The organism is Hanamia caeni (assembly GCF_003721595.1).
Lineage (GTDB): Bacteria > Bacteroidota > Bacteroidia > Chitinophagales > Chitinophagaceae > Ginsengibacter > Ginsengibacter caeni.
Genome location: NZ_RJJR01000008.1, coordinates 75,969 through 101,585, shown reverse-complemented (window position 1 = coordinate 101,585; position 25,617 = coordinate 75,969). Strand labels below are relative to the sequence as shown.

The 25,617-nt window shown below is 40.0% G+C and carries 19 protein-coding genes; 8 read left to right on the top strand and 11 right to left on the bottom strand.

Going from position 1 to position 25,617, the window contains the following annotated elements; genetic code table 11:
* Positions 1–81: 81 nt before the first annotated feature.
* Both EFY79_RS10830 and EFY79_RS10825 read left to right on the top strand, forming a co-directional pair.
* Positions 82–1,764 (top strand): NAD+ synthase, encoded by a 1,683-nt coding sequence (locus tag EFY79_RS10830; RefSeq protein ID WP_123120726.1) that lies wholly within the window; start codon positions 82–84, stop codon positions 1,762–1,764.
* Between the two features lie 113 nt (positions 1,765–1,877).
* Positions 1,878–3,053: an acetyl-CoA C-acyltransferase gene (locus tag EFY79_RS10825; RefSeq protein ID WP_199727506.1), complete on the top strand. Its 1,176-nt coding sequence runs from the start codon at positions 1,878–1,880 to the stop codon at positions 3,051–3,053.
* Here EFY79_RS10825 and EFY79_RS10820 read toward each other — a convergent pair.
* The 9 genes from EFY79_RS10820 to EFY79_RS10780 form a co-directional block, all read right to left on the bottom strand.
* Positions 3,050–4,162, bottom strand: coding sequence for a glycosyltransferase (locus tag EFY79_RS10820; RefSeq protein WP_123120724.1), 1,113 nt, complete (start codon positions 4,160–4,162; stop codon positions 3,050–3,052). The genes EFY79_RS10825 and EFY79_RS10820 overlap by 4 nt on opposite strands.
* 31 nt (positions 4,163–4,193) lie before the next feature.
* Positions 4,194–5,459 carry a hemolysin family protein gene (locus EFY79_RS10815; RefSeq protein ID WP_123120877.1) on the bottom strand — a complete coding sequence of 422 codons (1,266 nt, stop codon included), beginning with the start codon at positions 5,457–5,459 and terminating at the stop codon, positions 4,194–4,196.
* A gap of 32 nt (positions 5,460–5,491) precedes the next feature.
* Positions 5,492–6,067, bottom strand: coding sequence for a guanylate kinase (gene gmk / locus EFY79_RS10810; protein WP_123120723.1), 576 nt, complete (start codon positions 6,065–6,067; stop codon positions 5,492–5,494).
* Between the two features lie 110 nt (positions 6,068–6,177).
* Complete coding sequence (gene murA / locus EFY79_RS10805) at positions 6,178–7,482, bottom strand: UDP-N-acetylglucosamine 1-carboxyvinyltransferase (RefSeq protein ID WP_123120722.1); 1,305 nt, start codon at positions 7,480–7,482, stop codon at positions 6,178–6,180.
* Positions 7,483–7,616: 134 nt separating this feature from the next.
* Positions 7,617–8,279 carry a DUF4290 domain-containing protein gene (locus EFY79_RS10800; RefSeq protein WP_123120876.1) on the bottom strand — a complete coding sequence of 221 codons (663 nt, stop codon included), beginning with the start codon at positions 8,277–8,279 and terminating at the stop codon, positions 7,617–7,619.
* 138 nt (positions 8,280–8,417) lie between these two features.
* Positions 8,418–8,831 (bottom strand): VanZ family protein, encoded by a 414-nt coding sequence (locus tag EFY79_RS10795; protein ID WP_123120721.1) that lies wholly within the window; start codon positions 8,829–8,831, stop codon positions 8,418–8,420.
* A 9-nt stretch (positions 8,832–8,840) separates the two neighbouring features.
* Positions 8,841–9,218 carry a glycine cleavage system protein GcvH gene (gene gcvH, locus EFY79_RS10790; RefSeq protein ID WP_123120720.1) on the bottom strand — a complete coding sequence of 126 codons (378 nt, stop codon included), beginning with the start codon at positions 9,216–9,218 and terminating at the stop codon, positions 8,841–8,843.
* Positions 9,219–9,256: 38 nt separating this feature from the next.
* Positions 9,257–9,961, bottom strand: coding sequence for a peptidylprolyl isomerase (locus tag EFY79_RS10785; protein WP_123120719.1), 705 nt, complete (start codon positions 9,959–9,961; stop codon positions 9,257–9,259).
* 13 nt (positions 9,962–9,974) lie between these two features.
* Complete coding sequence (locus tag EFY79_RS10780) at positions 9,975–10,331, bottom strand: hypothetical protein (protein WP_123120718.1); 357 nt, start codon at positions 10,329–10,331, stop codon at positions 9,975–9,977.
* Positions 10,332–10,481: 150 nt separating this feature from the next.
* Between EFY79_RS10780 and serS the strand changes: the two genes are divergently transcribed.
* The 3 genes from serS to EFY79_RS10765 all read left to right on the top strand — a co-directional run bounded on the left by serS (position 10,482) and on the right by EFY79_RS10765 (position 14,632).
* Complete coding sequence (serS, locus tag EFY79_RS10775; RefSeq protein ID WP_123120717.1) at positions 10,482–11,747, top strand: serine--tRNA ligase; 1,266 nt, start codon at positions 10,482–10,484, stop codon at positions 11,745–11,747.
* 149 nt (positions 11,748–11,896) lie between these two features.
* Positions 11,897–13,330 carry a DUF1800 domain-containing protein gene (locus tag EFY79_RS10770; RefSeq protein WP_123120716.1) on the top strand — a complete coding sequence of 478 codons (1,434 nt, stop codon included), beginning with the start codon at positions 11,897–11,899 and terminating at the stop codon, positions 13,328–13,330.
* 108 nt (positions 13,331–13,438) lie between these two features.
* Positions 13,439–14,632, top strand: a complete 1,194-nt coding sequence (locus EFY79_RS10765; protein ID WP_123120715.1) for a DUF1501 domain-containing protein — start codon at positions 13,439–13,441, stop codon at positions 14,630–14,632.
* 87 nt (positions 14,633–14,719) lie between these two features.
* On the opposite strand, the gene EFY79_RS10760 is transcribed toward EFY79_RS10765, so the two are convergent.
* Positions 14,720–15,190 (bottom strand): hypothetical protein, encoded by a 471-nt coding sequence (locus EFY79_RS10760; RefSeq protein ID WP_123120714.1) that lies wholly within the window; start codon positions 15,188–15,190, stop codon positions 14,720–14,722.
* A 214-nt stretch (positions 15,191–15,404) separates the two neighbouring features.
* The gene (gene queA, locus EFY79_RS10755; RefSeq protein WP_123120713.1) at positions 15,405–16,454 is read right to left on the bottom strand and encodes a tRNA preQ1(34) S-adenosylmethionine ribosyltransferase-isomerase QueA; all 1,050 of its coding nucleotides are present in this window, start codon (positions 16,452–16,454) and stop codon (positions 15,405–15,407) included.
* 431 nt (positions 16,455–16,885) lie between these two features.
* Here queA and EFY79_RS10750 point away from each other — a divergent pair, with 431 nt between their 5' ends.
* The 3 genes from EFY79_RS10750 (at position 16,886) to EFY79_RS10740 (ending at position 25,552) form a co-directional block, all read left to right on the top strand.
* Positions 16,886–20,158 carry a SusC/RagA family TonB-linked outer membrane protein gene (locus tag EFY79_RS10750; RefSeq protein ID WP_123120712.1) on the top strand — a complete coding sequence of 1,091 codons (3,273 nt, stop codon included), beginning with the start codon at positions 16,886–16,888 and terminating at the stop codon, positions 20,156–20,158.
* A gap of 11 nt (positions 20,159–20,169) precedes the next feature.
* Positions 20,170–22,056, top strand: a complete 1,887-nt coding sequence (locus EFY79_RS10745; RefSeq protein WP_123120711.1) for a RagB/SusD family nutrient uptake outer membrane protein — start codon at positions 20,170–20,172, stop codon at positions 22,054–22,056.
* A gap of 124 nt (positions 22,057–22,180) precedes the next feature.
* The gene (locus EFY79_RS10740) at positions 22,181–25,552 is read left to right on the top strand and encodes a VCBS repeat-containing protein (RefSeq protein WP_233577982.1); all 3,372 of its coding nucleotides are present in this window, start codon (positions 22,181–22,183) and stop codon (positions 25,550–25,552) included.
* Positions 25,553–25,617: the final 65 nt, after the last annotated feature.

Sequence of the window (25,617 nt, the reverse complement as noted above, 5' to 3'; positions counted from 1 at the left end):
CCAAATAAAAGCAAAAAAGCAAAGACAATATTGTTAAATGAAAAAAAAGTGCAACAGCTATTTCTGTTTTAATTTTACACTATGAAAATTTTTATTGCACAGCAGAATTATCATATCGGCAATTTTGATAAAAACGTGGATAAGATTATAAATGCTATTGAAGTGGCAAAGCAGGCTAATGCAGAACTTATTGTTTTCAGTGAAATGAGCATTTGCGGTTATCCTTCAAAAGACTTTTTGGATTTCAGGGATTTTATTGATAAATGCTTTGAAAGTATTGAAAAGATAAAAAAAGTGGCGGACACCATCGGAGTTATCGTCGGCGCTCCCGATCGAAATCCGGTGAAAGAAGGCAAGGATCTTTTTAATGCTGCATTTTTTATTTATCAGAATGAAGTAAAAAGTATCGCGCATAAAACCTGCCTGCCCACTTACGATGTGTTTGATGAAAACCGGTATTTTGAACCTGCCTTTACATGGAATGTGATTGAGTTTAAACAAAAAAGAATAGCGCTTACCGTTTGTGAAGATATCTGGAACCTTGGCGATAACCCGCTTTATAGAATCTGCCCGATGGATATTTTAATGGAACAGCATCCGGATGTGATGATTAATATTTCAGCATCGCCTTTCGATTACACCCATGCAGATGACAGGAGAGCTACCATTAAGGCAAACGTTTTAAAATACAAAATTCCGCTTATTTATTGTAATGCAGTCGGCAGCCAAACAGAAATCATTTTCGATGGCGTGTCATTATGTTTTGATAAAAACGCCAACCTGTGTCACGAACTTTCTCAATTCAACGAGGAAATTAAGGAAGTGATTTTGCTTGACGATGGCACTTTTGAAACGTCTATAATAAGGGCCGCAGATGAAGTAGTGGATTTTCTTTCCGAGCCTGAAAGGTTTATGCCCGAACTCAACATTAGCCAGGTGTATGATGCAATAATATTAGGCATCAAAGATTATTTTTCCAAGATGGGATTTACCAAAGCCATTATCGGCAGCAGCGGAGGCATCGACAGTGCTGTGACCATTGGCCTTGCCTGTGAGGCTTTAGGCAAAGAAAACGTGAGAGCCATATTGATGCCGTCAGAATTTTCTACCAGTCATTCTGTTTCAGATGCTGAGCAACTAAGTAAAAACCTGGGAAACCCTTATGACATCATCCCGATTAAAAAGATTTTTGATTCATTTATTGAGGAGCTGCATCCCGTTTTTAAAGACCTTCCATTTGACATCGCGGAAGAAAACATACAAAGCCGCACCCGCGGGAATTTGTTAATGGCCATCGCCAACAAATTTGGATATATCTTATTAAACACTTCCAATAAAAGCGAATTGGCCACCGGCTATGGAACTCTTTATGGAGATATGGCTGGAGGCATCGGCGTTTTGGGGGATTGTTACAAATTGCAGGTGTATGAACTGGCCATGTACATTAATAGAAAGAATGAAATTATTCCACAGAACATTATTACTAAGGCGCCATCCGCAGAGTTACGGCCCAATCAGAAAGACACAGACAGCTTGCCACCGTATGAAATACTTGACGAAATCCTGTACCAGTATATTGAAAGAGTTCAAGGTCCGCAGGAAATCAAAGCTATGGGATTTGACGCCCAGCTCGTTGACAGAATTTTAAAAATGGTGAACAGGAATGAATACAAAAGAAATCAGTTTTGCCCCATCATCCGCATTTCACCTAAAGCATTTGGAAGCGGCAGAAGAATGCCAATTGTGGGTAATTATTTAGATTGAAAGTAAAATAAAATCCGGCTTATTTATTGGTTTACTATCAAATTAATTGCTGTTTTGTGCAGTTAGGAAGATAAGCCTTAAATTAGAGGAAGTCTTTTAAAACAGATATAATTATGGAAGCATATATCATAGCAGGTTTCAGAACCGCGGTAACCAAAGCAAAGCGTGGTGGCTTTCGGTTTTACCGGCCTGATGATTTAGCCGTAGATGTAATTAAAGGTTTGCTGGCAACCGTACCTGAGCTGGAAAGCAGCAGGGTGGACGATTTAATAGTGGGAAACGCAGTGCCGGAAGCCGAGCAGGGTTTGCAGGTCGGAAGGATGATTAGTGTAAGAGCCCTGGGGATATCCGTGCCGGGGATGACGGTAAACCGTTATTGTGCCAGCGGCCTTGAAACTATCGCAATAGCCACTGCAAAAATCCGGAGCGGGATGGCTGATTGCATTATTGCAGGCGGCACGGAAAGCATGACAATGGTGCCTACTTCAGGCTGGAAAACAGTGCCCGCCTATTCTGTGGCTTCTGAAACGCCGGATTATTATCTTGGCATGGGTCTTACGGCTGAGGCGGTGGCTAAAGAATACGGTATCAGCCGTGAGCAACAGGATGAGTTCAGTTTGCATTCGCACCAAAAGGCGATGAACGCTATACAAAACGGGTTTTTTAAAAGCGGTATTTTACCAATGACCGTTGAAGAAGTATATCTTGACAAGAATTTAAAAAAGCAGTCAAGAAGTTTCGTGGTGGATACCGATGAAGGAGTTCGCGCGGATACTTCAATGGAAGCATTGGCAAAATTAAAACCAGTGTTTGCAAACGGCGGCACCGTTACTGCCGGAAATTCTTCTCAAACAAGCGACGGTGCGGCTTTCGTGATTGTAATGAGTGAAAAAATGATGAATGAATTAAATCTGAAACCAATAGCCCGGCTGGTTAATTGTGTGAGTGCGGGAGTTCATCCGCGCGTAATGGGCGTGGGGCCCATAGAAGCGGTTCCCAGGGTGTTGAAGCAGGCAGGAATGAATTTATCACAAATAGATTTGATTGAGCTCAATGAGGCTTTTGCTTCGCAATCCGTAGCGGTGATTAATAAGCTACAGCTTGACCCTCAAAAAGTAAATATCAATGGAGGCGCTATTGCGCTTGGCCATCCGCTGGGCTGTACCGGCGCGAAGCTTACTGTGCAGATAATTAATGATATGAAAAGGCTGAATAAAAAATACGGGATTGTTACTGCCTGCGTAGGTGGCGGGCAGGGCATTGCAGGCATTATTGAAAATCTTGATTAGCCAATTTTGACATCATTTCTTTCAATTTCTTTAATGATTTCATACCATGTATTGTCGGCTTCAGATTCAGTAAACTTTTTTAATTCCCGGGTTCCGTTCTCAATTAAGTCGTGCCTTTTCTGTTCGTCTTTAAAAATCAACATCATTTTATCCGCGATGTCATTAAAGTTACCAGGGTCTGAATAAAAAGCGGCTTCGCCGCAATATTCTTTCAACAAACCATTATTAGAAACAACCAGCGGAATTTGCCAGCTCATGGTTTCCAATATTGCATGTCCTTCGCTTTCATAAAAAGGAACATGTAATGAGGCATACGCGCACGAAAGCAATTTTTCATTTCCCGAATGCGTTTCATTTGCTTTTACTATTACTTCATTTTTAAATTTATACGACGCCAGTAAATGGATAAATTCATCATATTTTAATCCTGATTTTCCGGTAAAAAATAAACGCATTTTGCTTCGCTGCCTTTTTTTGAAAAAAGAAAATGCTTTTAATAAATTCACCAGGTTTTGCTCCATGCTGATAATGCCGTGATAGATAAAATATTCATTCCCGTCAGCATATTTTTCTTTTACCGCAATTTTTTCTTCTTCTGAAATTGATTGGATTTTTTTTCTTAACGAAGGATAAATTATTTTGATTTTCTGATTGTCAATTCCAAATCTCTTAATGATTTCATTTTTAAAAAAGTGAGAATTAACAACGATGGTGTCGGCTTTTTGTAAAAATTTCGGTGTATTCTTTTTCGCAGTTGAAAGTTGTTTTTTATTGAGCGATGCAGGATAAAATATATAAGTCAAATCCGGTGAAATTAAAATTTGAGGAACGTTTGTATGTGATGAAACAAAGGCTTCGCTTATGAAGATTCCGGCTTTATGTTTTTTTAAGGCTGCGGCCAACTGTCGCTGATATATCGTTTTTGAAAACCATCGAATGCTTTGCTGTGGCTTAATTATAACCGGGTGAACATTAGAAGGCAGCGTTGAAATGGCAGGTTCGGAATCAAAAAAAAATAAAAATATGTGTTCGTTATAGCGGTTTGCCAACCGCAAGAGAATTTCAAAATGATCGGATGTTAATGAAGAAGCATTAATGGCGATTCGCATTCCTTGGTATTTTAGAAAATTTTTTCTAATCTTAGCGAAGTACTTTTAGTTTCACCGTTTCAATTCTGGTTTGGCTGACTTTTAAAATATCAAATTGAAAATCGTCTATGATTATCCGGTCTCTTTCGCGTGGTATAGATTCATGCAGATTTATTATGTACCCTGAAAGCGTTTCGGTGTCCTCAGTTTTTCTAAAATTCAATTTATATTTTTCTTCTAGGTCATCTAATTCCAGGCGGCCACTAAGCAGATATTCATTGGTGGCAATTTGTTTGTCCACAAATTCTTCCTGCACATCATATTCGTCATAGATGTCGCCAAAAATTTCTTCCAGCAAATCTTCCATGGTTACAATTCCTGCCGTGCCGCCAAACTCATCGATTACCCAGGCGATGCTTTTTCTTTCTTTCGTGAATTTATTAATCAGGTCAGACGCATTCATGCTTACAGGTATCACAGGTATGGGCAATAAAACCGAGCGAAGATCTTGCGGATTTTTGAAAAGGTCAAGTTGATGAACATATCCCTGTACATTATCTATATCATTCTCATAAACTACGAGCTTACTGAGCTTGGTTTCTATAAATTTTTCTTTTAATTGTTCGATGCTGGAATTAACATCCATCGCCACCACTTCTTTTCTCGGTATCAGGCATTCCCTGATTCTTGTTTCAGAAAGCGAGAGTACATTTTCAAATATTTCATGATTCATTTCCAGGTTTTCATCGCTATCGGTCATGTTTAATTGCTGCACATAATGGTCAAGATCCATCCTGGAAAACGATTGCGTTTTATTTTGAATTTTTACATTAAAAATATATTTCAGAATCCATTCAGATAGGCTTACAAAATATTTGGCAAGCCATGAAAACAGAGAATAAAATATTTTTATACAAAAGCTAAAAAATACGCCTGAAGTAATGGAATTGCCACTTGCCTGTATCATCGATTTAAAAACAGACTGAAAAAAAACGAGCGCGATTGTAGCAATAAGGGTTTCTGCCGCGATGATGATATACTGATTGTCAAAGGACAAATATTGCCAAACGGAACTTAGCACAGCACTTCCAAGTAAGGCATAAATCACAACAAGAATGTTTGTGATAATAAGAATGGTAATAATGAAGCGGGCAGGCGTTTCTAAAAAGTAAGACCAGGTTTTGCCACCATAAGTCCCCTGCTTCTTTCTTAATTCAATAGATAATTTATTGGCAGAAATAAAAACCAATTCTATTCCTGAAAAAAAACCTATTAAAAGTAGCGCTATCGCAATTGGTATAAGTGCCATCCAGTCCATACCTGCAAATGTAAACAGAAAGCCGCAACGCATTAATTATTTAAAAAATCACCTACTATTTTGTCCGCTTCTTTGCAGGCGTTTTCAAATTTTTCGTTGATAATGATATTTTCGAAGTGTTCTTTAAAAGTCATTTCGTAACCAGACTTATTTAGCCGGGCCTGCAGTGACTGGTCTGTTTCAGAACCTCTTAATTTTAATCTTCTCTTTAATTCTTCAGTAGAAGGAGGCTGTATAAAAATGGCGATTGTATTCACGGGATACTGTTGCTGCACGTGAATGGCTCCCTGGACGTCTATATCAAGCACAGGAACTTTATTTTCCTTCCAGATGCGTTCGATATCAGATTTTAAAGTGCCATAATATTTTCCTTCATACACCATTTCCCATTCCAGGAATTCCTTATTATGTATTTTTTCACGAAATTCCGGTTCAGAAATAAAATAATAGTGAACTCCCTCTTTTTCGCCTTTACGGGGCTGCCTGGTGGTGGCCGATACAGAAAACGAAAGCTGAGGAAATTTTTTCATCAGATGGTTTACAATTGAGGTTTTTCCGGAGCCCGATGGAGCAGTAATTAGAATAATCTTTTTATATTTTTTTTCCATTTTCTTTTTCGCTTATCAAAAAGGAAATTAAGAATCCTTTTTATTTCTTTGTTTACTGCTCAACCTTTTCTACCCATTTTCACATTTGCACATTTGCATATTTGCATATTTTATTTCCTCGTAATCTCTGCGCCCAAGGCGCTTAATCTTTCATCTATATTTTGATATCCCCTATCTATTTGCTCTATATTCTGAATAATACTTTTACCGTTGGCACTCAAGGCAGCTATCAGCAAAGCAACGCCAGCCCTGATATCCGGACTGCTCATGGTAATTCCGCGCAAAGGCAACTGACGGGCCAGGCCTACTACTACGGCTCTGTGCGGATCGCAAAGGACAATATGGGCGCCCATTTCAATTACTTTATCTACAAAAAACAAGCGGCTTTCAAACATTTTCTGATGTACCAGCACACTTCCGCGAGCTTGCGTAGCCACTACCAAAATAATGCTTAGCAGGTCCGGCGTAAGCCCGGGCCACGGGTGGTCATAAATGGTTAACATCGAGCTATCAAGAAAGGTTTCTATCTCGTATATCTCCTGCTCCGGAATATGAATATCATCGCCGGAAAATTGCAACTGGATGCCCAGTTGCTGAAACCTTTCCGGAATAACACCAAGATGCGCAACGCCTGCATTTTTAATTACAATGCCACTTTGCGTCATTGCCGCCAGGCCAATAAAAGACCCTACTTCAATCATATCGGGAAGAATCGTGTGCGAAGTGCCCTTTAATTTTTTTACGCCTTCTATAATAATCATGTTGCTGCCCACGCCCGAAATTTTGGCGCCCATTTGATTCAGCATTTTACAAAGCTGCTGGATATAGGGCTCGCAGGCGGCATTGTAAATGGTGGTGATGCCTTCTGCCAATACAGCGGCCATCAGGAGGTTGGCTGTCCCGGTTACACTGGGCTCTTCCAATAAAATATAAGCGCCTTTTAGCTGTGGTGTGTGCAGATGAAAAAAAGATTCGCTCGAAAAGTAATCAAATTCTGCTCCCAGTTTTTTAAACCCGATGATATGGGTATCCAGCCTTCTGCGCCCGATTTTATCGCCGCCCGGCTTTGGGATATAGGCTGTATGAAAGCGCGCCAGCATCGGCCCGGCCAGCATTACGCTGCCGCGGAGCCTTCCTGTTTTTCGTTGAAATGAGGGCGAAGATAGATAGCCCGGATCTACGTTGTCTGCTTTAAAAATGCAGGTATGCCGGTTAATTCTTTCAACAGATACGCCCAGTTCATTCAGCAATTCTATCTGCAGGTTTACGTCGGTGATATCCGGAATATTGTGAATGGTAACTTCTTCATCGGTCAGCAAAACAGCAGAGACAACCTGCAACGCCTCATTTTTAGCGCCTTGTGGCGTAATGTTGCCTTTTAATTTGTTTCCTCCAATTACTTCAAATGATGCCATCCGAACTTTTATAAATTAAATTAAAAAACCCCGGCGCCATTATCTGCCAGGGTTGCAAACTTATTTTATTATTTTTTTTCAATGAATTTCGTGAAGTGTTTTCTTTAAAAATTACTAATCGCTCAGTTGCTGAATCAATATCTCTTTTTACCAAATTTCCGGTTGCCCCTGTTATCGCGGCTTTGATTCCGGTTATTTCTTGATCCGAAATTCTTTCTGAATTTTCCTCCATTGCTGAATTCATCACGGGCGGGTTCAACGCGATGTTTTATAAATGGCCGGTTGTTAAACTCCAGCTCGCCTTTTGTCATAGATGAAAGCTCTGTTTGAATATTGTCATCATGCACTAATTCCTTATGCCAATTGCTATAAGTAAGCTTCATGTAATAAGCAATTGAATTGGCAAAGCCCTGGCGCTTTTCGGGATCCTCTTCGCTTAATGCTTTATCAATTACAATCTCAATGTTTTTACCAAGATGATTGTATTTGGGATGCCTCTTTGGATAAGGCAGTGGATCAGGTTTTGGGCGCAAGGTTTCCTTTGTTGGCAGCGGATAGGGGCTATCCACATCCAGCTTAAAATCAGTTATTAAAAATAAATGGTCCCATAATTTGTGGCGGAAATCTTCCACATTTTTTAATTGAGGGTTTAAAAAACCCATCAGTTCCACAAGAGCATTTGCATTTTTCTGGCGCTTTTCACGATCTTCGATAGTTAACACATACTCCGCCATTTTTTGAATATGACGACCGTATTCTCTAATCGTAAGATGGTTACGGGTTGTATTGTATTCCATGTTATCAACATTTTTCATTTGGCAAATGTATACATAATAAAAATAGGTTGAAAGAGCAGGCCACTCTATTCCGGCAGATATTTATAAAATAGCCTTAAAATTTTTATTCCGAATATAAAAAGCCGGGTATTTCTTGGTTTACTGTGATTTTTGATTTTGAAAGCGCTTTAAAATGCGGGTAATTATCCATAAGGCGACAATTGCGCCTATCGTGTCTGCCGCCCAATCCAGCAGATCAAAATCCCGGCTTGGGACAAAAAACTTTTGAAGAAACTCAATGGTAATTCCCCATACAACAGCGGCGATACAAACCCGGATTGCATAATTAACCTTTTGCCTGGAGGAAACTTGCGATTTAAGAACGGGCATTGCAAATAAAATCACCAATCCACCAAACAGCACTGCGTGGACGAACTTGTCGAAATCGGGGATTTTATCAAACCATCCAACTTCCGGAACATCGTTTGCCGGCATCAGGGTAAGAATGCCTACAACAAAAAACCAGGCAATGCCTGGCAAAAAATAAGCAAAGGGTATCTTGTTGTTTTTCATTGCGAAAATCTATGAGACCATTGCCTCATACGCATCAGCATCCATTAACTGATTTACGTCTTCGGGGTTATCCATTTTTAATTTTACCATCCATCCATCCCCATAAGGGTCTGTATTCACCTTCTCAGGCTCGCTTTCCAATAATGGATTGATTTCTGTAATGGTTCCGGACACAGGCAAAAAAAGATCGCTTACGGTTTTGACTGCTTCTACCGTTCCAAAAACAGCTTCGGCTTCCAGCTTTTTATCTTTAGCAGAAATTTCTACATATACAATATCGCCTAACTCATGCTGGGCAAACTCTGTTATTCCAATTGTAGCCAATTCTCCATCTACTGATATCCACTCGTGATCTTTGGTGTATCTTAAATTTTTTGGAAAATCCATGGGATGTTTTTTTCGATTTGAAATTGCAAATTAGGTATTTATAAGTATTTCTTAAAGTCCTTCTTTTTCATTGTTGAAATCTTCATGTGGATGTCTGTCAGCGGCCTGTTGTTTTTATCTTTTGCGGCATGCGCAATTTTATCGATAACGGCCAAACCATCCACCACCTGCCCGAAAACAGTATAATTCATATCCAGGAATGGTGCGCCGCCGACAGAGCGATACACTGACCGGTGGCTTTCAGGAATCAATATTTTAAACTTTTCTTCGATTTTGTCCATTTCATTGTTGGTAAACGTACGGCCTTCTACAATATAAAATTGGGTAGAGCTACTCGCTTTTTTAGGATTTACATCATCGCTTTCCCTCGCCATGGCGATAGCGCCTTTTTGATGAAAAAGGGAAGTGTCAAATTCTGCCGGCACAGTATATTTGAGCCCTCCTTCGCCGAGCATCTTGCCGGCGGCGGCATTTTTGCTATCCGGATCTCCTCCCTGTATCATAAAGCCCTTGATAACGCGGTGAAAAAGCAAGCCATCGTAGAAATGATTATTCACCAATTTTAAAAAATTAGCGGTTGTTTTTGGAGTTTTATTGGAAAGCCTGACCACCATTGTGCCCGAATCGGTTTCAATCTTCACAAAGTGGGGTTGATTTGCTGCGATACTTTGTTGATTAGTTTTTTTAAATACAGAGCAGGAAGCGAAAAAAACCAGGAAAATAAGGAAGTATAAATTCTTCATAATATAATTGGATTTAAATAAGTGAGCCGAGGTTTTCAAAATACAGCAAAATATGGTCTTTAAGGAAATTTTCCTGCTCCGCCATGTTGTATTTGGGTACATCTTTCAGCTTTTTAAAATGTGGCCATTTGTCTTCATCATATTCTTCAATTTCATAAAAACCGCTCTGGCTCAAAAGCGTGCAGACCGCTACATGCATCAGGTCTTGCTTTTGCTCTTTGGTAAATTTTTTGTGGCTGCTGAAATTGCCGATTTCCTGGATGCCTATTAAAAACAGAATTGCTTCTACATCGGGTTTCTTTCCAAATTTGTTTAAAAACTGCTCTTCTAATTTCCACCATCTCGTTTGTAAATCATCTTGTGCGTTCATCCGGCAAATTTAAAAGTTAATCGGTTAATTTGTTGTTAGTTATTAGCGGGTAGTACAAGTCCATTTCAATTTCCAACTCACAACTCACCATTCACCACTCACGATTCACTATGTCAATGTTATATTTGCAATCAAAATAACAACGCCAGCATGTTACAGGTTAATTTTATAAAAGCAAACCGCGAAGAGGTTTTAAAAGGATTGGCCAAAAAGCATTTTACAGAAAGTGCTTTGGTGGATACAATCATCTCACTGGATGATGAAAGAAAAAAGCTCCAGTTTGAAATGGATGAAAGGCAATCCAAAATCAATTCTTTTTCCAAAGAGATTGGACAACTAATGGCAAAGGGCGAAAAATGGGTGGCGGAAGAAAAAAAGCTGGAAGTAGCAAGCCTTAAAAGCTTTTTGCAGCCCGTCAGCGACCAGTTAAATATCATCCAGAATTCTCTGCAGGAAAATCTTATTAAATTACCCAACCTGCCCCATACGTCAGTGCCGGAAGGAAAAACGCCGGAAGAAAATGAAGTGATAAGAGAAGGAGGCCAAAAGCCAACGCTTTCCGCAAATGCCTTGCCGCATTGGGATTTGGCAAAAAAATATGACCTTATCAATTTTGAACTCGGAAATAAAGTTACGGGCGCCGGATTTCCCTTTTATAAAAATAAAGGAGCCAAACTGCAACGCTCGCTTATTCAGTATTTCCTGGATTATAATACAGCAGCAGGTTATACGGAATATGAGCCACCTTTTATGGTAAATGAAGCCAGCGCTTATGGCACCGGCCAATTGCCCGACAAGGAAGGCCAGATGTATGTGGCCACTGTCGATAATTTATTTTTGATTCCAACGGCGGAGGTTCCGCTGACTAACATTTACCGAGATGAAATTTTGAAAGAAGAAGAATTGCCTGTGAAGATGACCGGCTATACTCCCTGTTTCAGGCGCGAGGCCGGCAGCTATGGAAAAGACGTTCGTGGCTTAAACCGCGTTCACCAGTTCGACAAAGTAGAAGTAGTTCAGTTGGTGCATCCTGAAAAAAGCTATGAAGTATTGGAAGAAATGCTGTTGCATGTAGAAAAACTGTTGCAATCCCTGGAATTGCCTTACCGGATTTTACGCTTATGTGGCGGCGATATGAGCTTCACTTCTGCGCTTACCTATGATTTTGAAGTGTACAGTGCAGCCCAGCAAAAATGGCTTGAGGTAAGTTCTGTAAGCAATTTTGAATCATTCCAAACCCACAGGATGAAAATCCGGTTTAAAGCTGATGGAAAAACACAATTGGTTCATTCCTTAAACGGCTCGTCCCTGGCGCTGCCAAGAATTGTGGCGGCATTGCTTGAAAACAACCAAAAGGAAGATAGCATCAGCTTGCCCGAAGTCTTGTGGAAATATTTTGGCGCTGAAAAGATATAGAACTCGCATAAAAATAAATACCGCGTTATTTGTTGCTTTGCTGCTTTTGCGGCAGAAAATAAAATTCTTATTAAACCTTCCATCTTACATTTAGTCTGTCTTTTTTCCGACATAAAATTATCGGGCAATCTCTTTTAACAGGCTTCAAAATGTCAGTTTCAAATCAACGGAAAAATCAGCATCTTTTATGGCGCGCTGCCTTCGGGCCAATGGCCGAAAATGCAAACCAAATTGGCAATATTTCTCAACAAAATCTTTATGAAATCCTCTTGAAGACCTCGTCAAAGAAACCTGTGGCCTTGCAGGTGGCAAATGGTTCATTTGATGGCCTGGTAAAAGGAATCCAGGGTTTAGGAAAGATGGAAAGCCTTTCAAAAGAACAGAAAAAACAATTAAGGCGGCAATCGGCAGAAGATATTAAAAGCCTGAACCTGCTTTGGCTTGACGAAATGATAAATAGCGAAGCACAGCTAAGAGAGAAGATGAGTTTATTCTGGCATGGCCACTTTGCATGCCGGGTTATTAATATTTATTTTCAGCAACAGCTTTTCAATGTGATCCGGGAGAATGCTTTGAGCAATTTTGGACAACTGCTTCGGGAAGTAAGTAAATCGCCGGCGATGCTTTCGTTTCTTAATAATCAACAAAACAGAAAACAACATCCCAATGAAAATTTTGCCCGCGAAGTGATGGAATTGTTTACAATTGGAAGAGGCAATTATACGGAAAACGATGTGAAAGAAAATGCAAGGGCCTTTACAGGATGGGGATTTAATATGAATGGTGAATTCGTGTTCAGGGCTTTCGCGCATGATAACGGCACAAAAACTTTCCTGGGCAAAACAGGAAATTTTAACGGCGATGATGCGATCGATATTATTTTGGAACAAAGAGCTACCGCAAACTTCATTGCGAAAAAGATTTACAGGTTTTTTGTAAACGAAAATGTGGATGATGAAAAGGTGGCCTTTCTTGGTAACCGGTTTTACCAAAACAATTATGATATAAAAAAATTATTGGCAGATATCTTCACAAGCGGGTGGTTTTACGAGGAAAACAATATTGGAACAAGAATCAAGTCTCCGGTTGAACTGCTGGTGGGGATTCGAAGACTTGTTCCGATTCAGCTACAGCGCCCTGAGATTCAATTGCTGTTTGAAAAAATTTTGGGACAGGTATTATTTTTTCCACCTAACGTGGCTGGATGGCCGGGCGGAAAAAATTGGATTGATAGCAGCGCATTGATGTTTCGTTTAAAGCTTCCACAGCTTTTAGCGAGTTCCGGCCGGTTGTTGCTATCTCCAAAAGCGGATGACGATGTGATGATGGGAAAAGAAGGAGTTGAGGACACAAAACCCGGACAGGATATTTCTGTAGATATCGATTGGAATTCCGTGTTTAAAGTGTTCGCCGATACCAGCAGTGAAAATCTTTCGCGCCGGATCAATGATATTATTCTTCAAACAAAAACATCTGTAAATCCAAATGTTTTAAAAAGGTATAGTAATAATACGTCGAGGGAAGAATTTATTAAATCTACGATTGTAGAATTGATGAGTACGCCGGAATATCAATTGTGCTAAATTTTACCCAATCCATGAAAATGATTTTTCGGGCGATGCAGGAACTGAATTGGTTTGTCAAAATTCCGGTTTCATCAATAACGGTTAGGCTTAAACGAAATTATTTATATGCTCATAAAGCGAAAAGAATTTTTGCAGATCGGCACACTTGCGTCTGCCTCACTGATGATGCCTAAGTTTTTAAAGGCTTTTGAAAAGAAAACCTTTGTTCCACCGGGCAATAAGGTGTTGGTAGTATTACAATTCAGTGGTGGCAATGATGGGTTAAATACTGTGATACCGGTGAGAAATGATATATATTACAAATCCCGGCCCCGGTTGGGAATCGCAAAAGACAAGGCTTTGCAGTTGACAGATGAAGCCGGAATCAATCCGGCACTACCTTTTTTAAAAGATTTATACGACGAAGGCAGCCTTGGAATTTTGAACAGCGTGGGCTATCCCAATCCTGACAGATCACATTTCAGAAGCATGGATATTTGGCAAAGTGCAAGCAATAGCGATGAATATTTGCATACCGGCTGGCTTGGCCGATATCTTGACGCGCAATGTTCGGGATGCGACAAACCTACGCAGGCTCTTGAAATAGACGATGTGCTAAGCCTTGCGTTAAAGGGAAAAGATCTGAAAGGTCTTGCTTTGCGCGATCCAAAAAAACTATTTAGCGCAAGCAATGAAAGATATTATAAAGAGGTAAGCGCCACACATGAAAATGAGGAACCGGTTGTCGATTATTTATACAAAACGCTCAGCGAAACGCTTAGCAGCGCCGATTATATTTATCAGCAAAGTAAACTTTATCATTCTTCCCAAACCTATCCTGCTACACAATTAGGTAAAAATTTCAAGACGATTTCTTCTCTTATTTTAAGCGATATCAATACAAAAGTGTACTACGTTAGCCTTGGCAGCTTTGATACCCATGTAAACCAGGAAAACCAGCAGAAAAGATTATTTACTGAATTGAGTGAAGCGCTGGTTTCATTTGTATCTGATCTGAAAGCCAACCATCGGTTTGATGATGTAACAGTCATGACCTTTAGCGAATTTGGAAGAAGAGTCTCCCAAAACGCCAGCGGCGGAACTGACCATGGAACGGCCAACTGTATGTTTTTTATCGGCGGTGGATTGAAACAAAAGGGATTGATAAACGCGATGCCCGACTTGCAGGATCTTAACGAAGGAGATTTAAAACACAAAATAGATTTCAAGGCTGTGTATGCTACGCTCCTCAATAGGTGGCTTGGGGCGAACGATGCAGAAATTCTGGGAAGGAAATATGATTTGTTGGAGTTTATCTAAATTTTGATTTCAATCTTTTTTTCAAAAATACAAATACCCTCCATCGAAGGGCATTTGTGTTAATTTGTATTAAAATGCTTTGCGAAATTATTTTACGTTAAATGCTTTTTGCACTTCGCCAAGATTTTTCAGATTGACATCTTTATGAAGGGCTAAAGCGCTCGCATCAATCAAAATCACTTTAGCAGAAATGGACTGTGTAGGCGGGTCAATCGCTTCACCGGAAACCGCGCTGATGTCAACGCCCACGTATCCGTTGGAATGAATAGCACCATAGGCAATGCCATCAAATATTTCAGGAATGGCTTCATAATAATTAGTACCTGAAAATGAAAGATAAACAAGGACTGCTCCCTTATTATATAACACGTCATCTACTTCAGGCACATTCAACTGAGCTGTATAGCTAATACCGTTATTGTCTGTTGTCCAGTCGCCCGGTTGTATGGTATACACGGCAGAAAAGGCCTGATCTACCTTTTCAACTTTTGTTGTCTCTTTCTTGCAGGAAGCAAAAAGTAAAAAAGCAGGGGCGAAGAGTATAAATAGTTTTTTCATAATAAATTTTTTGAAATGATTGGTTTTGTCTTTTTAGAAAACCTATGACAAATTTTGTACCACCAGGTTTAATCTGATTAATTAGTACCCGAATGCAAGATTTCAAAACTAAAATTTACATTCTGGCCCACATGCAAAAACTAGTCGAGATATTTTTTTGGTTATTTGCTTGTTTACTGCCTGGCACAACAAACAAACAGCTCAATTTTCATTTTTATATGATAAGCATAGCATCTCCATAACTGAAGAAACGGTATTTATCTTTTATCGCTTTTTTATAAGCATCCATAATTAAATCATAACCCGCAAAGGCGCAAGCCATTATCAACAGGCTTGTCTTAGGTAAATGAAAGTTAGTAATCAGGGAATCAGCAATATTAAAAGTATATGGCGGATGAATGAAATGATTGGTCCAGCCCTCAGAAGGCTTTAATAATTTAGTAGCTGTAAATGAGCTCTCCATGGCCCTCATTGTAGTGGTGCCTACAGAACAAATTCTGTGGTTGGTCTGCTTGGCTTTATTGACAATTTTGCAAGCCTCCTCATCGATACGGTAATATTCTGCATCCATTTTATGCTTGCTCAAATCTTCCACCTCAATCGGGCGAAATGTGCCCAATCCGGTATGTAGCGTCACTTCCGCAAATTTAATTCCTTTAATTTCCAGCCGCTTAATCAATTCGGGGCTAAAATGCAAACCCGCAGTAGGAGCCGCTACAGCGCCTTCGTGTTTTGCGTACACGGTCTGGTATCTTTCGCGGTCTTCTTCATCGGGTTTGCGCTTAATATATTTGGGTAATGGGGTTTCTCCCATGAAATAAAGCATTTTTCTGAAATCTTCTTCAGTTCCATCCCACAAAAACCGGATAGTTCTTCCACGGCTGGTTGTATTATCAATTACTTCAGCCACCAATTCATCATTTTCGCCAAAATATAATTTATTACCTACCCTTATTTTGCGGGCGGGGTCCACAATTACGTCCCAAAGCCTGTTTTGCCGGTGTAACTCCCTTAACAGGAACACTTCAATGCGCGCACCTGTTTTTTCTTTTCTGCCATACATGCGGGCGGGAAATACTTTCGTATTATTTACTACAAATACATCTTTGTCGTCAAAATAATCGAGGATATCTTTAAAATGTTTGTTTTCGATTTTTCCGGTAGCTCTTTCTATTACCATCAATCTGCTGTCTTCTCTTCTTTTAGTGGGGTTTTGGGCTATAAGATTTAGGGGAAGGTCAAATTTGAATTGACTTAATTTCATGTACAATTATTATTTTAAAGTTAATTGCCACGCCATTTACTGAGTATCAGAGATATATGCCATTTTACTGGCCATTTATCATGTTACGGCATGATTTTAAGGGCGCAAAGGTAAATTATTATACTGAGTATACTAATTTATTTTTGTTAATAATAAATTTTGGATACAATTCCAAAACAATTATAAGTCAGACATTATCCAAATAACTGTCAAAATGAAAATTTTTAAATGTAAGTTTGAGTTGAAGAAAAGCGATTATTAAAAAGGTTAACATTTTTTTTGTCAGATAAAATAAAACCCTATATTTGTTCCACGAGTTGTTGCTTGATTTATAGTTAAAATAATACAATCTATTGCCCCTTACATCCAATGATTTAAGATATTTTTAAAATTTTTTCAGCCATTTCATTATTCATTAAACAAAAATTATCATGAGAAGCCAACTTGCCAGTAAGGCTAAGTTTTTAACAAAGGGACGTCCCCCAGGGAAATTCAGCCTTTTAATTTGTTTTCTATTGCTCCTTTTAGGGAGCGTCAATGCGCAAAATAGAATCACAGTAAGAGGAACAGTTAATGATGAAAAAGGTACTCCGATTGTCAATGCGAGTGTATTGGTAAAGGGAACTGCCACAGGAGTTACCACGGATGCAAACGGTACATTTTCCATAAGTGTTCCTGGTAGCAAAAGTGTGCTTGTTGTTTCAAACATCGGGTATACTTCAAAAGAAGTTGTGGTGGGAAACAATACCTCATTAACGATAGATCTAACTCCGCAGGCAAACAGCCTGAATGAAGTAGTAGTAGTGGGATATGGCACGCAGAAAAAGGTGACAGTTACAGGCGCCGTGGCCCAGGTAAGTGGTAAAGAGCTTGAAAAAACTCCCACCGTCAATCTGTCCAATGCGCTGGTTGGGCGTTTGCCGGGCATCAGTGCCGTGCAATCGTCCGGAGAGCCCGGATATGATGGATCGAGCATACGGATCAGAGGTATTAATACATTTGGAAACAGTTCGGCTCTGATAGTGGTTGATGGTGTGCCGGATGTGGCGGGTGGCCTTGAAAGGCTGAATCCAGCGGACATCGAAACTATGTCAGTTTTGAAAGACGCTTCGGCGGCTATTTACGGTTCAAGGGCTGCCAACGGGGTAATTCTAATTACTACCAAGCATGGAAAATCCGGAAAACCACGCTTATCCTATAATTATAATCATGGTTGGGCACAGCCTACCCGTGTTCCTTTAATGGCGAATGCGGTGGAATATACCCAGATGAATAATGAGACCACTATTTTTGATGGAGTTCCTTCTGCTGAATGGACTGCCGCCAATGAGGCTTTTAAGACTACAGGAACCTATACCACTATTGCAGGAAAGGTAGTTCGCGCTCCATTTCAACCGGATGATGTTCAAAAATACAAAGATGGCAGCGACCCATGGGGTCATCCCAATACCGACTGGTACAAAACCACACTAAAAACCTGGTCACCGCAGGAACAGCATTCTCTCCAGATAAACGGCGGAACTGAAAGTGTTAAATACCTGGCATCTTTAGGCTACCAGAACCAGGATGGATATTATAAAAATTCGGCCACGGGTTATAAGCAGTACGATATGCGTATTAACCTTGATGCCAAAGTAAATAAGTGGATTTCAACCAGTATTAATCTTACAGCACGCCAGGAATTCCGGCATTTTCCCACTGAATCGGCCAATTCTATTTTTAGAATGTTGCAACGTGGACGGCCGACCGATCCAGAGGTTTGGCCCAACGGGCTTCCGGGGCCTGATATTGAAAATGGTCAAAATCCTATCGTAATCACTACTAGTCAAACCGGATATGATGATGATAAAAGAAATTATTTCCAGGTAAATGGTAAAGTAGAAATTCAAATTCCATGGGTAAAAGGTTTAAAATTAACCGGTAGTGCTACTGCTGATAAAGAAATACGGCGCACAAAAACCTGGAGGATTCCATGGTATTTATATTTTTGGGACCATAAAACTTATGAAGCAGATGGCGTAACTCCGGTATTGACAAAAAATTTACGTTCAACATTTACCTCACCCCAATTAAATCAGAGCGATGCGAATTATTTGAATATTCTAACTTCAGCCTTTATTAATTATGATAACCAATTTGGAGGTCATTCGATTGCGGTGATGGCAGCAGTAACCAAAGAAACTGACAAAGAAGACGATTTTAATGCCTACCGCACCAACTTCATTTCACCTGCCCTTGACCAGATGTTTGCAGGTGGCACACTGGGCCAACAGGTAGGAGGTGCGGGTTATGAAAGAGCACGTTTAAGTTATTTTGGACGGGTAGCTTATAACTATAAAGAGAAATATCTGGCCGAATTCTTATGGCGTGAAGACGGATCTTATCTTTTCCCCGAAAACCATCGCTTTGGATTCTTCCCGGGTTTTCTTGCCGGGTGGAGGATATCAGAAGAAAATTTCTTTAAAAATATTCATTTCGTGAATTCATTAAAGATACGCGGTTCTTACGGTGAATTGGGGAATGACCAGATTTATTTTGATAAGGGTGATGGCAACGGATTCCGATTACAGGAATACCAGTTTTTATCTACCTACGGATTTGGCAATTACACCATAAACAATGCGGCATTTAAAACATTGTATGAACAAGTGGTACCCAATCCCAGCTTTACCTGGGAAGTGGCAAAAAATACTGATGTGGGTATAGATGGTACTTTGTTTAACAACAGGATTGATTTTACTTTCGATTGGTTCTACAACAAGCGCGACCAAATCTTATGGCGTAAATCTGGTTCCACCCCTCAATCTTCAGGAATTGCAAACCTTCTGCCACCCACAAACATTGGCAAAGCAGAAAATAAAGGATATGAATTTTCTGTGGGATATAACGGCAACGTAAAAGATTTCAGGTTCTCTGTTACTGTTAATGGGGGATATGCGAAAAATAAAATTTTATTCCAGGATGAAGCACCGGGAGCTCCTTATTGGCAGAAAGCAACAGGCCATCCTTTTGGTGGTGGTGGTGGTGGTGCGTTTCTTCCTTATGTGTATGATGGCGTTTTTAAAGACCAGGCAGAGATCGATAAAAATACAATTGATTACAGCGGCCTTACCCCATCGCTTAAACCCGGTGATATGAAATATAAAGACATAGGCGGCGTAGATGCCAATGGAAATTATGTGAAAAAGCCCGATGGTAAAATTGATGGTAATGATAGGGTAAGATTGGATAAAACACAAGATCCAACTTTCACAGGCGGCATAAATATCACTATGGGTTATAAAGACTTTGATTTATCTATATTGTTCCAGGGCGCTACCGGGGGATTATTGTATATAGGCACGGAATCCGGAGATATTGGTAACTACCTAAAGTATGCTTATGACCATCAATGGACAATAGACAAACCAAGCAGCGTAGATCCCCGCATCGCCAACAGGGGCAACACTTACTATTCCGGTGGTAATACTTATTTCCTTAGAAACAGTGATTACTTCCGCCTAAAAAATGTTGAATTGGGTTACAATCTCCCTGCAAAACTTTTAGACCAAATTAAAATTAATGCATTCAGAGTCTATGTAAGTGGATTAAACCTTGCCACATGGGACAAAATGAAAATATGGGATCCTGAGTCTACTTCCGGAGATGCTCACTATTATCCCCAGGCAAGAATCATAAATGTAGGTGCAAGAGTAACATTTTAAATAGAAAATCCATGAAAAAAATAAGTATAAATAATTTAATAGTATCAGCAGGAATGCTTTTATGTTTTGCCTCCTGCAAAAAAGATTTTTTAAACACGATACCCCAAACCTCTATTTCGTCTGTTCTGACCTGGACTGACGGAGCCTTGTCTGAGGCTTTTGTTACCAATATTTATAGAGGATTGGGGAACGGAGGTTGGTTTGAACAACAATTAGCTTCCCTAAGTGATGAAGCTGTTTTTGTACATCCTGGCAGAAACATCAATACGGTTAATGAAGGCACGCTAAATCCTTCTAATCCCGGCTGGCAGGATGGCACTTATGAATGGGGTAATATGTATAACTATATCCGTCCATGCAATGTGGCTTTGGAAAATTTAAAAACAGCCACCTTTGATAATCCCGATTTAAATGCCCGGTTACAGGGAGAAGCCCATTTTTTAAGGGCATATTATTATCAGCAATTGCTCAGGTATTATGGTGCCATTCCGATTGTGGACCACACTTATGGATTGAACCAGGACTATTCAATTGCAAGAAATACATATGAAGAGTGTGTGAATTTTATTGTGAAAGATTGTGACAGTGCTACCTTATTATTAACTGGCAAAACCCTTGCATCCGGCAGAGCGACTGCATTGGCCGCCATGGCGCTGAAATCAAGAGTATTGTTATATGCGGCAAGTGACTTGCACGATATTCCTACTGCCAAAGCAAAATCTGCTACCATAAGTAGTTATGCACATCCTGAATTAGTGGGATATGTTTCGGGCGATAGAACCGCAAGGTGGAAAGCTGCACAGGATGCTGCTAAAGCCGTACTGGATGCCGGCTCCGGTTATAAGCTGGATTTATCTGCCCCGCTTTCACCTGATGAAGCAAAACAGGCCTATATCTCAATCGCCATGGGAGGTAAAAGTAAAGCACCGGGAATTGATGCTGCAGCAGGTGTAGAATTAATATTTATGCGTCAATTTTCATCTGATTTATATTCCGGCGGTCCCGGTACAGATGGAACTTCCGTAGGGCTTGATAACGGGCCAAACGGTTATCATAACTGGGCAGGGAATGTACCTATCCAGCAATTGGTAGATGATTATCAAATGATGGATGGAAGTAATTTTGACTGGAATAATCCTACCGAAGCGGCGGCTCCCTATAAAAACAGGGATCCCAGATTTTACGCTTCCATTTTATATGATGGTGCTGATTGGAAACCACGTGATAAAATTTCCGGAAATGTAGATCCGGCCAATCAAATTCAGACGGGAGCGTATGAATCGGCCCCCGGAAAATTGCAGGCCGGCCTTGATACGAGAGAAAGCACCATCGAAAATTGGAATGCTTCATGGTCAGGGTATTATATGAGAAAATTTATCGATCCCGATCCAGCTATCGTGGATAATAATACAAGGCAATATATTCCTTATCCATTTTTCAGGTATACTGAAGCGGTATTAAACTATGTAGAAGCGTCTATTGAATTAGGACAGGAGGATGAAGCAAAAACCTGGTTAAATAAAATCCGGTTCCGCGCAGGCATGCCGGCGATTACTGCTACAGGAACAGCCTTACGCGATGCTTATCGCAACGAGCGGAGGATAGAACTGGTTTTTGAGGAGCAACGCTATCACGATGCAAGAAGATGGATGATTGCCCCAACCACGCTGGGTAGTAAGTTGAGATTTATAAACGTGACGGGTAAGCTTAAGCCGGGAGCAACGGCACCCACTCCTTATCGCCATGATGAAACTATTTATAATTACAGTTACGTGCCTTATGTTGATAACACATTGGAAAACCGAACCTGGATTGATAAAATGTATTTCAGGCCTATCAACAGGGATGAAATAAATAAAAATGATAAGTTGATTCAAAATCCTGGATACGATAAATAAATTATTCTTCGTATCTGGACGGCAAGTCAGTAAACAAGCAAATATTTGTTATTTTTAATCTATACCAGTTCTTCGCAACTGGTATAGTTGTTTTTATTATTAATCATTTATCAAGAAAAACAAATTGCTTAACAAGTTTTGGACTATCGGTACGTGTTTTCTTTTTTTAATTGCATTCAGCCATTGTAAAAGCAATGAAAAGACTGAAAGTATTACCCCTGCAGGCCCTCCTCTTTTTAAAATACTTCCCTCTTCTGTTACGCATGTTGATTTTACGAACCAACTTACCGAAGGCGCCAACACGAATGTACTTATGTACGAATATTTTTATAATGGTGGCGGAGTGGCTGTTGGAGATGTGAACTGCGACGGATTACAGGATTTGTATTTTGTAGGAAACATGTCTCCAAATAAACTTTATCTTAATAAAGGCAAATTCCAATTCCAGGATATCACTACTCCGGTTCTTGAAGGCCGCCCCGGGCCATGGAAAACCGGCGTCACAATGGCCGACGTGAATGGAGATGGTAAATTGGATATTTTTGTGTGCTACTCAGGCAAGCTTCCCGAACTTAAAAGAGTGAATCAGCTTTTTATTAATGAAGGAAATGATAAGAACGGAATTCCTCAATTTACTGAACAAGCGGCGAAGTATGGCCTTGCTACTCCTTCCTATTCTACACAGGCATATTTTTTCGATTATGACCGCGACGGTGATTTGGACCTTTTGTTATTGAATCATAACCCAAGCTCCTTACCTGTACTCAGCGATTCACTCACTTCTATTATTCTAAAACAATCCAATCCTGAAACCGGTATCAGGTTGTTTAGAAATGATAATAATTTTTTCACAGACATTACGCTAAAAGCAGGCATAAGCAGCTCCGACTTAACTTATGGCCTTGGGGCGGGTATTGCTGATATTGATGGCGATGGCTGGCAGGATATTTATATTTCAAATGATTATTCCATACCTGATTATTTGTACCGGAATAATCATGACGGCACTTTTACCGATGTGTTGCAAAAACAAATGGGCCATACCAGCGAATCTTCAATGGGCGATGATATTGCCGACATTAATAATGACGGGTTTCCGGATATACTTACTTTGGATATGCTTGCTGAAGATAACCACCGGCAAAAATTATTGTTTTCCCCTAACAGTTATGGAAAGTTTGATAACATGCTGCAATCCGGATTTTATTTCCAGTATATGCGCAATATGCTGCAGCTAAATAATGGAAATGGCACATTTAGTGAGATAGGGCAATTGGCAGGTATTTCAAATACGGATTGGAGCTGGAGTCCTTTGTTTGCAGATTATGATAACGATGGCTGGAAAGACCTGTTTGTTACGAATGGTTATAAGCGCGATTATACCAATCAGGATTTCATAAAATATATGAATGATTTTGTGAAAAGCAGGCCCAGGCTGGAAAGAAGCGATGTACTCAAATTGTTAGACAGTATGCCGCCTTCCAGTGTGCTTAATTATTTATTTAAAAATAATGGCAATCTTACTTTTCAGAATGTAAGCAAGGAATGGGGTATTACGATTCCTTCTAACAGTAATGGCGCCGTTTATGCTGATTTGGATAATGATGGCGACCTCGATTTGGTAACCAACAATATCGACCAGCCTGCTTTTATTTACGAAAATCAATCCAACAGCCAGTCAAAAAACAATTTTCTTGAAATCAATTTGAAAGGCGATCGGCGCAATTCTCAAGGTATTGGCGCCAGGATAAGTATTTATTGCAATGGCAAAAACCAATACATTGAACAAATGCCGTCAAGAGGCTTTCAGTCAAGCGTTTCCCCGGTTTTGCATTTTGGTTTAGGCCAATGCAAGCAAATCGATTCGCTCAGGATTATCTGGCTGGGCGGAAAACAACAAATTCTTACCGATATAAAAGCCAACCAGTTTATTACATTGGAAGAAAAAAATGCGACCTCAGTTTATCATCGTTCTCCGGATCAGGCGCCGATTTTTCAACAGGTACAATCGCCTTTGGATTTTGCAGATAAAAGCCCGGCGGTAAATGATTTTCTGCGCCAGCCGCTAATGATTAATCCTATGTCTTTTTTTGGTCCATGCCTGGTAAAAGGCGATGTAAACGGTGATGGGCTTGAAGATATTTATGCCGGAGGAGCCAACGGCCAGCCGGGGGCAATATTCCTGCAGCAAAAAAACGGACAATTTGTAAAAAAGTCACAGCCTGCATTTGATGCCGATAGTTTAAGCGAAGATGTAGACGCCGTGTTTTTTGATGCTAACGGTGATGCTTACACGGATTTGTATGTATGCAGCGGTGGATACGATAATTATGTAGCGGGCGATAAGTTATTGCAGGATCGGTTATACCTGAATGATGGAAAAGGAATTTTTACAAAGCGCACGGATGCACTTCCGGCAATGCTTACAAGTACCAATTGCGTGAGGGTGGCTGATGCTAACGGTGATGGCTATCCTGATTTGTTTGTTGGCGGAAGAGTAGTGCCCGGCAATTATCCTGAAACTCCGCAAAGTTATTTATTGATTAGCGACGGCAAAGGCCATTTCACGAATCAGATTTCAACGCTCGCTCCCGCGCTACAAAACATAGGGATGGTAACCGATGCAGCCTGGGTTGATATAAACCAGGATGGCAAAAAGGATTTAATAGTAGTTGGCGAATGGATGCCTGTCAGTGTATTTTTGAATTCCAACGGACATTTTGAAAATAAAACAAACGCGTATTTTGATAAACCTTACACAGGCTGGTGGAATAAATTGTTAATCGGCGATTTTAATAAAGATGGAAAGCCGGATGTGGTTGTAGGAAACTATGGATTGAATACCCAATTCAAAGTCAGTGATAAAGAACCCGCCGAATTATTTTATAAAGATTTCGATAACAACGGAACCGTTGATCCTGTTTTTTGCTATTACAATCAACATAAAAGTTATCCGTTTGTAACCCGCGATGAACTGATTACCCAGATACCTACAATGAGTTCGCGCTTTCCAACTTATAGAAGTTACGCGGATGCTTCCATAAAAGAAATTTTTACCGGCGACGATCTGGAAGGCGCTCACCATTTGCTGGCAAACGATTTAAGCACTTCTTATTTTGAATTGGGAAATGATGAAAAGTTCCATAAAAAACCGCTGCCATTACAAGTGCAATTTTCTCCTGTATTTACGATTACTTCTTTGGATTATAATCATGATGGAAATCCTGATTTGCTTTTTTGCGGTAATATTAACAAGGCGCGGTTGCAGATTGGCAAAAGCGACGCCAATTATGGTATTCTTTTAAAGGGCAATGGTAAAGGAAATTTTGAATATATCGATCAATTAAATTCTGGTTTCAAAATCACTGGCGATGTGCGCGGCGTGCTCCAAATTAATAATGATTTGTTGTTTGGAATTAATCAGAAACCTGTACAGGCATACAGGATCCTTTCTAATTCCAAAGAAGTTCGGGACAGTAAAGCAAAAAATAAGTAAGATTTTTTATTTTGATGGTAAGCCCCGCGCCTGCTTACACAGCGAATTCATAATTTAATTTGTTT